The following is a 12,538-nucleotide window of genomic DNA, read 5'->3' as shown; positions in this document are numbered from 1 at the left end:
GGACGTCTCATATTCCGACACAACCCGTGTCAGAGCGTAATGCCGAATTCCTTGATCTTTCGATAGATCGTGGCACGGGAGAAGCCCAGAGCTGCAGCTGCGGCCTTCTTGTTCCCATGGTTCTCTTCAAGACTACGGAGGATTGCGTCGCGTTCGAGTGCTTCGATCTGGGTGAGTGCGTGACGGCTGACAACGCGGCACGCCGCCGGGAGTTGATGGACATCGGCGATTCCGGAGCGCTGCCGCTGGACGACATCGCGCAGCACTTGCCGCAACTCCCGCACATTGCCAGGCCACGAATATTTCCGCAGCTGCTGCATGGCGGCTGGGGAAAGCGTCAAGTCCGAGCCGCGGCTGAGCTGCCGAAGGAAGTGGGGGACGAGATCAGCAAGATCCTCGATGCGGTGGCGAAGCGCTGGCACGCTAATTGTGCGGCTGAAGAAAGGCAAGATCAGGGCTCCCACCGCGGCTTTGTGCTCGGCGCAGCCAACGGTCGCACCGACCCAGCCATTGTTCTCGTGTCCCTGCAATAGGTCAGCGATTACGGCCAATTGGGCGTCGCTGAGCGTGTCGATATCGCGCAGGATAAGAGTGAAGTTCTCGCGGGCCACCACCTGCTCGATTTCCTGGCTGAGCCGCGAGATGTCCGCGAAGTCCTCTGGAGCGACGACTCGCGGGTGCAAGCCCGCCCGATGCTGTGCGACGGAGACCTTAAGCGCTTCGCACCGGCCGGTACCGCGCTCTCCCGCAACCACGACCCACTGTCGGTCGCGCACACAGCGAGAAATCTCCCCGCAGCTGCGCCGCCACGAGGCACTTTTTCCTGCAAGCCCGGGCAAGGGGTGCGCGGGCTCGAGTGCAGGCAACAAATGCGGCGCAGAAAAGTCGTTGAGGTGGACGTGAAACAACGCCATATCGAGCCGTAGTTCTGACGCAAAGTTGTCGATTCGCGTCAGACGCCCGGTCTGCCCGCTGGGGAGCTCGCAGATAACGTTGGTTCCCGTAGGCACATGCATCGCGTCGAGGGCATGCTCGAGCAGCGCAGCCTGATCCTCGGCGTCAAGGGCGACGCGCAGCCGACGGTTCATCAGCACGACCTCATCACCGACAGCGAGCGTGCCTATCTGTGGTGCGCGGCGGCATGCACTCAGATAGGTGTTGAGCAGCTCCGTTTCCGCAGCGCTTGCCTGTGCGAGTAGTCGGCCCTCGATCTGATTCGTCGCCGATCGTGCAAGCGTGGCGAGTAGGGGACCGCCGTCGTCGACCCATCCGGTTAGATCGAGAACTCCCGCGAGGGCACCCGAAATAGGGTGGATGATCGGAACGCCCGCACATGCGAGCTGACCAAGGCAGTCAGCATAATGTTCGGCGCCAACCACCAGGGTCGGCTGACGGGTCTCAATGGCGGTGCCGATGCCGTTGGTACCGATGTACTCTTCGGCGTAGCTGTAGCCGGGCGCGAGATACACGTTGTCGAGGGCACTATCGAGGCGTCGGCTGGCGGTGATCCGGTTGAGCACAACACCGTCAGCTGAGGTGAGAATAACGCTCACCGGTTCCTCAGCCAGGCCATCGGCGAGTTGCTGCAGGACGGGACCTGCAGCTCTCATGAGCGGGCTGTCAAGTTTCGGTTCACGGACGAATACCAAGTCGAGACGGTCGGTGGGGACGCTGAGGGCCTTCGAGCGCCGCCATGACGTGGAGATCGCCGCCCGTACGGAGCGGTCGAGCTCGTTATCCGCGAGAAAACGCTCCCGCGCTACCTGCACGTCCTTCGTTGTCATCTTTCAGCGCCTGCCATATCCGTCTCGCCGCAAATGCCTCTCCTGCGAAGTTCGGCGACCTGTAGATAGCGTAGTCCTCCGGGGTTCAGTGTGCGTCTCAAAATGAGACTCAGAGCGAGCGGCCGGGGTTGAGGATCCCACCAGGGTCGAAGACTGACTTGATCCCAGCCATCAGCTGGTGTTCCGCTGCCCCCACCATTCGCGTGAGGTAGCGCCGTTTGAGGAGACCAACCCCGTGCTCCCCCGTGATCGAGCCGCCGAGTTGCAGACAGCGGGCAACCATCTCATCGAACGCGTTGTGAGCACGCAGCACCATCTCCTCATCCCGCGAATCGAACACAATTGTCGGATGCAGGTTTCCATCGGCGGCGTGACCGAACGTGCCAATGAGGAGGCCATACCGATCGGCGATGTGCGTAATCGCTTCGAGCATGTGTGTGAGCTGCGGTACAGGGACCGCGAGATCATCCAATAGTGTGCTGCCAAGTTGCTCGAGCGCCGTCAGAGCCGCCCGTCGCGCTCGCATCAGGGCTTCGCCTTCCTCCGCATCGCTGGTCACATACAGTTCTGTGGCACGTGAGTCGCTGCACGCCTGGGCGCAGCATTTCACCTCCTCGGTTGCGCCAGCCCCGTCGCACTGGACCAGCAGAAGCGCGCCAGCAGACTCATCGAGCCCCATCTTCGTCATCCGGTTGACGGCGGCGATGGTTGTTCGATCCATGAGTTCGGCAAGACACGGGTCAGCGACCGACTGCATCCTCATCACGGCACAGACCGCATCCGCCGGGTCCCGGAAGCTCGCGACGAGGGTGGTCACCCCCTCTGGCTTGCGTCGAAGCCGCACAGTGGCCTCGACGATTACGGCAAGCGTTCCTTCCGAACCGACGAGCAGCTGAGTGAGATTGAGGCCGGCAGAGTTCTTCCGTGTGCTGGCACCCGTGTGGATGATCTGGCCGTCCGGGAGCACTGCTTTGATGCGCGCGACATGATCTGCTGTCACACCATATTTCGCGCAGCACGCACCGCCTGCGTTTGTGGCGAGGTTGCCGCCGATGGTCGAGATATCACGGCTGCCCGGATCAGGGACGTACCAGAGTCCACACGCCGCCGCTGCGGAAGCGAGGTCACCGTTAATCACGCCGGCCTCGACCGCAGCTGTGCGCGCCTCCTCGTCAATCTCCAGAATCCGGTTCATCCGTTCGATGCTCAGGACGATGCATCCGTCGACCGCGTTGGCCCCGCCCGCGAGCCCGGTGCCAGCCCCGCGTGTGACCACAGGAACGCCGTACTTATGCGCGGCCTGCAGAGTGGCGACGACATCACTCACGTCGCGGGCGCGAACCACCGCTGCGGGCGTACCGAAGGTTGTGAGGTGCGATTGGTCGCGCCGATAACCAACTGACAGAACGGGATCCGTTATCACGGCACCACCGAGCGATGCTGTTAGTTCCCGGACAATGCCCGCGACGGCCTGGGTCATACGACCTCGAGTTCGCCCATCCGGGACCACTCGGTGCCGGGAACTTCAGTGTGGATGATGCGGGGAGTTTCGCTCAGCGCCGGCCGCATCGCGTCGAGGCCCCGACGGAAGTGGTCGGCATTGACGTGTTCCGCACCAGCCTGCCCGTCGAGGAACGCCTCGACGAGCACGAATTCCGCTGGGTCGTCCACACTGCGTGACCACTCGTACCACAGATTCCCTGGTTCCGAGCGTGTGGCTGCAGTGAACTCTTTTGTGATGTCCAGCCAACTGTCCTGGAATTCGGGCCTGACCTTGAACCGCACCACGATGAAGATCATCACGTATCTCGATTCTGCGTGTTAGTAGATATTCGACGGTCGGACCATGCCCTCAGCGAGATCACCGAAACCCGGAGCCATAATCGCACCGGGATTGCCGACGATCTCTTCGACAATCGCGGTTTCGGTGGTGATGAGCAGCGCTGCGATCGATGCCGCGCTTTCCAGCGCGGCGCGCGTTACCTTCAACGGGTCTATGACGCCCTCATCGAACATGTCGCCATACTCACCAGTCAGAGCGTTGAAGCCGTGTCCCAGTGGCAGATCCGGTACGACACTTGCGACTTCATCACCGTCGTAACCCGCGTTGTTCGCGATCCACCGGATAGGTTCGGTCAGTGACCGGCGCACGATTTCGCTGCCAATCGCTTCGTCGCCAGTCAATTCAAGCTCGGCAGTGGCGCGGTGTGATTGGGCGAGAGCAGTGCCACCACCAGACACGATCCCGGCCTCCTGGGCCGCTCGGGTAGCAGCGAGGGCATCTTCGACGCGGAGCATGCGTTCTTTCAGTTCGACACTGGTCGCGCCGCCAACACGAATGAGGGCGACACTGCCACTCAAACGAGCGATGCGCGCCTGCAAACTGTCCTGATCGGCCTCGATCTTCGCTCTCTCCAACTGGGCTTCGAGTTGTCCGATCCGGGCGTCGAGAAGCCTCGGGTCACCGTGACCGCCAACGATCGTCGTCGAATTCTCGGTGACGGTAATCCTGTCGCACGAACCGAGATGTTCGAGCGTCACCTCGGAGAGTTCAACACCGGTGTCCTTTGCGACGACGTGTCCGCCAAGCGCAACCGCAAGATCTTGGAGTTCAGCGACACGTCGGTGCCCGAAGCCAGGAGCTCGCACGACCACGGACTGCATGGTGTTGTGCATGTTGCCGCCGACCAGCAACTGCAGCGCGGGGCCGTCGACATCCTCCGCGAGGACAACAAGTGGGCGTTCGGCGCGCTTCGCGACCTCGATCGCTGGCATAATCTCCTGAACCTTGGTCACCTTCTTGTTGGTGAGCAGGATCAGTGGGTTGTCATGAACTGCTTCCATGCGTTCCTGGTCAGTCACCATGTAACCAGAAATGTAACCATGGTCGAATTCGATGCCATCTACAACTTCGACAGAAATCCCGAGCACATCGCTCTCTTCGGTTGTGACGACCCCCGCTCTCCCCACATAGTTGACCGCCGTCGCTATGGCCTCGCCGATCGCCTCATCATCGCTGGCGGCAAGGGCGGCGATGCGCTGCAGATCCTCCTTGCCAACGATGTCCACGGCCTGCGCACGAAGCGAGTCGACGATTACGCAAACGGCCCGCTCGATGCCGCGCCGCACGCGCATCGGGTTCGCGCCGGATTCGACCGCGGCGAGCCCTTCACGCACCATCGCCTGCGCCAGGACAGTTGCGGTTGTCGTGCCGTCACCGACGACACCGTTGGTCTTCATCGCAACCTCTTTGACCAGCTGGGCCCCCATATTCGCGAAGGGGTCACGCAACTGGATTTCCCGCGCGATGGTCACACCGTCGTTCGTGATGGTCGGTGGGCCCGTGAGTTTTTCGAGGACCGCGTTGCGGCCTTTGGGGCCGAGGGTCACCTTGACCGCATCGGCGAGGGCATTGACGCCGTACTCGAGACGCAGACGTGCGTCCTTGTTGTACCGCAGCTCCTTTGCCATGGCATTTCCTTTCATACCTAAGTGATGTGTGGTGGGTGTTATGGAACGAGAATCGCGCGGCCCCGCACTAGTCCAGCGTCGAGATCGTCTAGCGCAGTCTGAAACTCGTCGAGCTTGTACTTCGTGGTGTGCAAGGTGACTTTCCCCTGGGCTGCGAGCACCATGAGTTCTTGCAGGTCGTTGTAAGAACCCACGAGATTGCCGATGAAGTTGATTTCGGTGGAGATGATGTCGATCGTCGGGACGTCGATGTTCTCGCCGTATCCGACGACGAAGTAGTTTCCGGCGCGACGCAGCATCGCCACGCCCTCGCGGGTGGCGCCACCTTCGCCGACGAAATCGACGACCGCCTCAGCTCCATGACCGCCCGTCAGTTCCAGCACCTGCTCCACCTGTGTGCCATCAGCGACGATCCCGAAGTCTGCACCGATCTTCACGGCCAGGTCGACGGCAGCGGGGTTACGGTCGAGAACAACGATCGTCACGCCGGAAATCGCCTTCAGCACCTGGATTCCGATGTGGCCGAGGCCTCCAGCCCCGATGACGACGCACACGTCGCCGGGCCGAGTTGTCCGGGCTACCTTCGCTATCGCGTGGTAGGCAGTGAGTCCTGCATCCGCGAGCGCGGCAACATCAGCGGGGGCAAGTCCGTCATCGATTCGAACCACGCTGCGGGCGGTAGTACGGAGGTATTCGGCGTATCCGCCGTTCGTGTCGATTCCAGGGAAACTGCTGTTCTGGCAGTGCACGTCGTCGCCAAATCGGCAGGCGCGGCACAGCCCGCAGGTGATCAGCGGGTGCAGGATCACCTTGTCACCCTCCGAAACATTGGTGACTGCACTGCCGACGGCGTGCACCCATCCCGCATTCTCATGGCCGATCGTGTAGGGAAGTGCGACACCGGTTTTTTCTTCCCATTGGCCTTCAAGAATGTGAAGATCAGTCCGGCACACCCCTGCTCCGCCGATCTTCACGATGACGTCGAATGGGCTCTCGACCGTGGGTACGGGGATGTCGTTGAGCTGGAGTTTCGTGTGGTAACCCACAACTTGTACGGCCTTCATGCCGGCCTCCTCGTTGTCCTGATGTCGAGTATTTGGGGTGTGTTGCTGTTCCCGCCGTCGGAGTAGCGCGTCGCAAGCAGTCCGCGACAGAAATGGGCGTTGCCTTCCATTGAGATGCGTACTGACTTGGCGAACCGGAGTCGGGCCGGAACTGCATCGGGGGAAAGCGGACGACCAGCGTCGTCGACGACGACACGCGACGACGGACAGATACTGAGTCCAACATCAACGCGCCGTCTCAGCAGCGCCGTTTTTTGCTTGCCTGCGGGCAGATCGCGAAGAGTCAATCGATGAATTTCATCTAGCCGCACGCCCGTTCGCTTCAACTGGGCCTCGACGCACCGTTCCATCGCCGCCGTGTGGGCTTTGCGGAGAAATGTCCGGCGCAACTCCGCAAGGCTCTCCTCCGCTTCCTCACCGAATGTTCCCCGATAGCCTGCGTTTGCCGCGAGACCAGCGTTGATCTTCTGGCTGTCATGGTGGTCGTCGAGGAGTACGTGCACGCTGCCGATGTTGTCGACCATGCGCAGCGCATCTTGCGCGTCAGAAGCCATGAGGTAGGCGAAGTTCGGAGAACAGAACGCGGTGGGAAGCCGGAGATGAACGATCACGCCGTGGTCGTCGAACGTAATGGACCGGACGAAGCCCAGCTCGGTGATCGGCTCATCGAGCTCCGGGTCCGAAACGGTTCCGAGCGCTGCGATCACCTGGTCTGCCTTGCATACGGACGGCGCGGTCATAGCGACGCGGCCTCTCGCGCTCCAGCCGCAACCTCCACCTTCTCCTGCCCGGCTGTTTCACGCGGCGCGAACTCGGCCGGTATTTCGAGATCGTAAAGCGCTGCCGCATTGAGCCCAAGGATCTTTTTCTTCTGTTCCACCGTGATCGCCGGATACTCGGTCATATCTTCGGGAATCTGGAAGTCCACGAACTTCTCGATGAGCCATTTCGGCGTCCATAGCGCATAGTCACTGCCGAAGAGGATCTTGTCCTCGCCGATCCAGTAGAGAAGTTCGCCCATGATCTGCGCGAAGTATCGTGGCCGCGAATGAATGAATGGCATCGCGACAGCCAAGCCGCCGTACACGTTCGATTCCTGTGTCGCTATCCAGCAGAAATCTTCGAGACGGGGGAGGCCCACGTGTTCGACGATGAACCTCAGTTCCAGATAGTCCGTAGCGACCTTGTCGACATCCGCGACGTCGAAAGAATCACGGTCAAGTGGACGGATTGTAGGGCCTTTGTGAACATGAATGTTGGTGATCCCCAGCTTGATGCACTCTTCCAGGTATCGCCGCGACCACGTCTCGTCGAGTTTGTATCCCCGTGAGCTGCCGAACCACTCCGCGGTATAGAGCTTTACGCCCTTCAGATTCATCCGTTCGGCGTCCCGCCTGAGCTGCTCGAGCCCCTTCTCGCCGTGGCGAGGATCGTACGCGTGGTTGTATGTCAGCTTGTCAGGATGCTCCTGAGTGAGTCCGAACGCCTCTTCGGTCTGGCCGAACCCGTTGTGGTAGAACTCGCTGAGCAGCGTGGCCTGGAAGATCGCGTGATCGACATGGCCGTCCACGAAGACGTCCTTCATGAAGCGCTCGCTGCCGTAGTAGGCGTAGCTGTCGAAATCCCACACGTACTCTTCAGGACTCAGGTTCTGGTGGTAGTCATAGAAGCAGTCAATGAACTGTTGTCCGTGGATATTGCGCTGATTCGACTTGCGGCCGTCCCAGATGTGGACGTGGCCATCGACGATGAAGTATTTTTCGCCGTCCTTCTCGTACATAACAGACTCCTGTTGCTTGGGTAGATGGGCACACCGTCGTTCTGTGTCAGTGCGCGGTGAGGTCGAAGCCGATGTACTCCGCCGCGTCCTCGGGGCTTGCGAAGAGCATCGTCTTGTCGTCGAGGTGCACCATCCGCCCGTAGTGGGTGGAGCTGATTTCTTCGAAGATCGAGCCGTCGAACTCGGAGCCGAGCGCATCGGTGAGTTCTTCGTAGTCGAACTCCAGCAGCCTTACGCCGTCAACGCGGATCATGGAGGGATACTCCGTAAGCTGTACGTCTTCCTTGGCACCCATGACGTCAGCCACAACGCGTCCGATAGGGGTATTCATCAGGGTGACACCACACATGTTGGAGAACTCTGTGGCTGAACCGAATTGCATGCTCACTTGTGCAACTCCTTAGGGAGGTCGAGGCCGATTTCCTCGAGAAGAGAACTGAACTTCGCCTGTGCGGCTTCGAGGCTTGACGCGAATGTCACTGCCTTGTCGGCGGGCTGCGACCAGATTGGTTGGAGCGCCTGCGCAGCGTTGAGGCAACGCGGCACCCACGTATCCAGCCACTCGGCGAAGAGGGATTTATTGCTTTCGCCGTGTTCCGCATCCCGGACAAGCAGGCGGAACAGGTTCCTGGTGTAGGTGACATCGCGGTCGTAATCATGCTCACCCGTACCGACGAGGGTGGGCGTGATGTAGTCGCCGTTGCGGGCAGCGATCTGCATGACCAGTTCGGTGCGGAACAAGGAGCCGACCAGCTGCTCGAACACGATGTTCGTCGCGAAAAGCAGCTCACACCAGTCAGGTACGGCAGTAAGACGTTCCACAACCTCGCGGGTTGGCTGCCATTCGGGTGCCGATTGCCACACCTCCTTGTGCAGCGCACCGTCGAAATCTGCTGTGGCCTCAGAAAGGTCCAGGTTGAACAGCGCCAGATCCTGAGCGAAGCGCATCTTGTGCGCCGCATTCACTGCGACGGCGGTATTGATCATGTTCGTCGGACAGGACCGCTGAATGGACGTGAAGACGTGCAGCGCCAGCCCGTTCTCGGCGTGCATCCACGCCCCCAGATTGCGGGCGATGAACGTCAGCCACGGCGTGTTCCAACCGTCGTAAACGCGGGCGCGCTTGGCGTTGGACAGGCACAACTCGACCTGGTGCACGACCTTAGAGTTGTTGCGATAGATCGTCTGGTCCCACTCCTCGTTCGGGTCGAGGAACGCGTGCCAGTTCGACGATTTCGCGGCTGTCCACTCCTGCGGGTACCCACCGGGCCCGTCACCGAAGCCATAGATCCAGCCCTGAGTCAGATGACGGTCTGGGTCGGGCTGAACATCGACGGTGACGTCCTCATACGTCGTCGACCGCTTCTTGGCCGGCGTGTAATAGGTAAATGATCGGCTGCGAGAGCTGGGGAACTCAAGCGCCCCGGCCTCTGAGTCAGTGAATTCAATCGTGGGGAAGCTACGTTGCTTTTTCCCGGTAGTTGCGGTCATCTCTTCTCTCAGTTCTTGTCGGTGGAGGAGGGCTGTGGATTACGTGAATTCTGTGACGCCTATTCGAAGGCAGGGCTGGTGAACTTGTCGTAGAAGATCTGGTCGTGCGGGGTGTTGTTGGCCTCGAGCAGTTCCAGGGCGGCATCGACCATCGGCGGCGGACCACACAGGTACACCTCGGTTTTGGCGAGGTCCGTTTCGGTTCGGCCGACAACGTCGGTGACGTTTCCGTTCTCCACCGTGATCTCACCTAGGGGAGGCGGATCCATTGACTCCGAGAGGCAGGCCACAAAAGTGAAGTCCGTCAATCCCTTTCCGAGTTTGAGAATCTCATCGACGTAGAACAGGTCCTGTGGGGTGCGAGCGCCGTAGTAGAAGTGCACCCGCCTGGTGTTGTCTGTTTCGTTCATGTGCCGGAGCAACGACAGAAGCGGAGCCATACCTGCGCCGCCGCCAATGAAGACCATCGGCAGAACGTGGCCTTCCTTGAGGGTGAATGATCCGTACGGGCCGGTGAGGGCAATTTCGTCACCGACCGTGATCCCGTCGTCGAGCAGCCCGGCGAATTTGCCGCCAGGGTACTTCTTGATGAGGAATTCGACCTGCTCAGGCGTCGATTGTGTCGTCGCCATGGAGAACGAGCGGTGGTCCTCAGTCCCGGGGATTGTCAAGTCGGAATACTGGCCGGGTTTGAACACATATGTTGTCGGTTCGACGGGCTGCAACCGTAGCGAGACAATGTCTTTGGTCACGGACTCGATTGCGGCAACCTGTGTGCGCACGTTCTGGATAGGGACGCCGCTAAGAAGTTCATCCTCGTCGAAGTTCAGCAGTTCGATTGTGCAGTCGCTGTACGCGGTCGCCCGGCAGAGCAGTACATGGCCTTCGTCGACCTCGGATTCGTTGCAAGCGAACGTCGAATAGTTATCCATGTCGATATCACCGTCGAGGACGAACGACTTGCAGGCCGAGCACCGCCCTTCGCGGCAGCCGTGCATCAGGTGGATACCCTGTCGGAATGCGGCATCGAGGATGTACTCGTCTTCACCGACTTCCATCTCGATGTCGACGGGCTCGAAGTTGATACGGTGCTTGTCGGCCATGGGCCTTCTCCTGAGCTCTGAAAAGTAGTGTTCTGGTAGCGGTGGGCGGCGCCGGAGTGACCGCGGCGCCACCCACCGAGCCTGAGTCAGGCCGGGACTGATCCCGCCCGATAAGCGGCGATGTGGGCATTGCGTTCAGCGTCGGACATTTCGTTCAAGAGCACGTTCGGGCTCTGGAACGTGTTGCCACGCACGTCATCGAGGGTCCACAACTTCTTCGGATCGTCGAGCTGTAGGTGCGGTTGCCCAACAAGGGTTTTGCCGTCGTCACGCACGTACCCAAGGTCCTGCACAATGTCGGCTAGGTCCTTGCCGTGGTGAAGCGTTTCCCATTCACGGAAGCCGGTGAGGCGGCCCATGTTCGGCGTCGCCCGGCCTTCGTACTCACCGCGGAACGCCACAGCGTCGGTCCAGTAGCAGGTCTCCGAACAGTAGGTGCGCCACTGTTCGTCGACTTTCTCCACCACCATGTCCTCACGAATCAGTGCGGGCACCATGCACGTCCAGCACCGGTGGGGATACTGGTAGCCGACTTCTTCGAATGCGATCGGCTTGTTCCGCCCGGGGTACGCGAGCCGGTTGTACGCTTCCCACCACTTGCCGAACTTGGAGTACCAGCCTGGATACTTCTCTTCGAACCATTCGAAGTCGGTGTCGGTCATGGCATCGATGCGCCAGTAGTTGACCGGCCAGCCGGTAGCGAAGAACCGTGCTACCTCGTGGACGTAGTGTTTGTCGACGATCCGCTTCCACGCTTCTTCGACCAGGTCGTGCGGAATTGTCAGTCCGTACTTCTCCAGCGGGAGGAGGTAGCTGCGGTAATAGTCGTCGTAAATCCAGCGTCGCCACATCTCCGCGTAGCTCTCGCGGTCCTTGCGCCGGTCTTTGGTGCCGTATTCGATGAATGTGCCGATCGCGGCGTCGACGACGCAATGATTGTTCCACCACGCGTACCGCAGATCGCGTTCGAGCAGCGGGCGGTTCCGCTCGTCGGCGAGCGCCATCAACAAGATGGAGTAACCGTTCGAGATGTGCCGTGATTCGTCGGACTGCACCGAGTGGAACACCGTGGGGAGCAGGTAGTCACCGTTGGCCGCTGCTTCGTCCGGCATCGCCACGAAAAGCGTGTTGGTAAAAGCAGTTTCCGCGACAACCGTGAGGTAGATGTTCGCCGCGGTGATTGCGTCACCGGTAATGAAGCCCTCGCCGAACTGCCGGCCGATGGTGCCCGCGTAATTGTTCGCGAACGCCTTCTCCGTCATATCGAATCCGGCTGGATCGATGTAGTTGTTCATGTAGAGCTTCTTGAGGTTCATCTGGATTGTGGAGTGGCGAACCTCGTCGATCATTTGTACCGCCAGCCCGTTGTGGATCTCTGGGTTAGGTACCGCATCGATGGCCATCGGCATCGCGCGTGCCGCGGAAATCTCCGGGAAAGGGATGATGGAAAGGAAGAGTTTCTGCCACTCAAGCCAGCGCTGCTGAACTTGGCGGAACATGTTTCCGCGGATCGCGCCGTCCATGGCGCCGTAGACCCTGTTGTCCTTTTCTTCTTCCATCGGGAAGTAAGACCGCATGATCTGCTTGAGAGGATCCTTCTTCGGAGCCCTCTCGAACGTGTAGTCCGTACCGAAACGTGTTGCTGGGGTGGCAAATGTGGGTTCCCACGACAGTTCGGTGATTTTTGCATGCGCCTTGGTCAGGCTCTGCCTACTCAATGGATGCGCCTCCTTGCTCGGGAGCTGGACTGGACTGCCAGCTCGTGTGGGGGACGGTGCGAATTCGATACAACACCGTGAGGCGCGTTGCATTTGTCTCACTATGAGACGGGCATCACATTCAGGA

General features: G+C 60.3%; 11 protein-coding genes. All 11 read right to left on the bottom strand.

Features of this window, described 5'->3' with window-relative positions:
* Window positions 1-29 precede the first annotated feature (29 nt).
* The 11 genes from FHU29_RS07745 to FHU29_RS07695 all read right to left on the bottom strand — a co-directional run bounded on the left by FHU29_RS07745 (window position 30) and on the right by FHU29_RS07695 (window position 12,411).
* Entirely contained in the window at window positions 30-1,784 is a 1,755-nt protein-coding gene (locus tag FHU29_RS07745; protein ID WP_064438999.1) for a sigma-54-dependent Fis family transcriptional regulator, read from the bottom strand.
* A 109-nt stretch (window positions 1,785-1,893) separates the two neighbouring features.
* Complete coding sequence (locus FHU29_RS07740) at window positions 1,894-3,264, bottom strand: FAD-binding oxidoreductase (RefSeq protein WP_064439000.1); 1,371 nt, start codon at window positions 3,262-3,264, stop codon at window positions 1,894-1,896.
* On the bottom strand, window positions 3,261-3,584 hold the full coding sequence (locus tag FHU29_RS07735) for a putative quinol monooxygenase (protein WP_041451018.1): 324 nt from the start codon (window positions 3,582-3,584) through the stop codon (window positions 3,261-3,263). The genes FHU29_RS07740 and FHU29_RS07735 overlap by 4 nt, the downstream gene beginning before the upstream one ends.
* Before the next feature lie 21 nt (window positions 3,585-3,605).
* Window positions 3,606-5,255, bottom strand: coding sequence for a chaperonin GroEL (groL, locus tag FHU29_RS07730; protein ID WP_064439001.1), 1,650 nt, complete (start codon window positions 5,253-5,255; stop codon window positions 3,606-3,608).
* A gap of 38 nt (window positions 5,256-5,293) precedes the next feature.
* The gene (locus FHU29_RS07725; RefSeq protein ID WP_064439002.1) at window positions 5,294-6,319 is read right to left on the bottom strand and encodes an NAD(P)-dependent alcohol dehydrogenase; all 1,026 of its coding nucleotides are present in this window, start codon (window positions 6,317-6,319) and stop codon (window positions 5,294-5,296) included.
* Window positions 6,316-7,059, bottom strand: coding sequence for an iron-sulfur cluster assembly protein (locus tag FHU29_RS07720; RefSeq protein WP_064439003.1), 744 nt, complete (start codon window positions 7,057-7,059; stop codon window positions 6,316-6,318). The genes FHU29_RS07725 and FHU29_RS07720 overlap by 4 nt, the downstream gene beginning before the upstream one ends.
* Window positions 7,056-8,099 carry an amidohydrolase family protein gene (locus FHU29_RS07715; RefSeq protein WP_064439004.1) on the bottom strand — a complete coding sequence of 348 codons (1,044 nt, stop codon included), beginning with the start codon at window positions 8,097-8,099 and terminating at the stop codon, window positions 7,056-7,058. Before FHU29_RS07715 ends, FHU29_RS07720 begins: the two co-directional genes overlap by 4 nt.
* A 46-nt stretch (window positions 8,100-8,145) precedes the next feature.
* Window positions 8,146-8,487, bottom strand: coding sequence for a propane 2-monooxygenase effector subunit MimD (gene mimD / locus FHU29_RS07710; protein WP_064439005.1), 342 nt, complete (start codon window positions 8,485-8,487; stop codon window positions 8,146-8,148).
* Complete coding sequence (locus FHU29_RS07705) at window positions 8,484-9,590, bottom strand: aromatic/alkene monooxygenase hydroxylase subunit beta (protein WP_064439006.1); 1,107 nt, start codon at window positions 9,588-9,590, stop codon at window positions 8,484-8,486. Before FHU29_RS07705 ends, mimD begins: the two co-directional genes overlap by 4 nt.
* A gap of 59 nt (window positions 9,591-9,649) precedes the next feature.
* The gene (locus FHU29_RS07700; protein ID WP_064439007.1) at window positions 9,650-10,693 is read right to left on the bottom strand and encodes a 2Fe-2S iron-sulfur cluster-binding protein; all 1,044 of its coding nucleotides are present in this window, start codon (window positions 10,691-10,693) and stop codon (window positions 9,650-9,652) included.
* Between the two features lie 86 nt (window positions 10,694-10,779).
* Entirely contained in the window at window positions 10,780-12,411 is a 1,632-nt protein-coding gene (locus FHU29_RS07695) for a ferritin family protein (RefSeq protein ID WP_064439008.1), read from the bottom strand.
* Window positions 12,412-12,538 lie beyond the last annotated feature (127 nt).

The sequence above is a fragment of the Hoyosella altamirensis genome, assembly GCF_014191505.1.
In the GTDB taxonomy this organism is placed as follows: Bacteria; Actinomycetota; Actinomycetes; order Mycobacteriales; family Mycobacteriaceae; genus Hoyosella; species Hoyosella altamirensis.
Note: the sequence above shows the minus strand (reverse complement) of the source record. Positions and strands in the feature narration are given on the sequence as shown.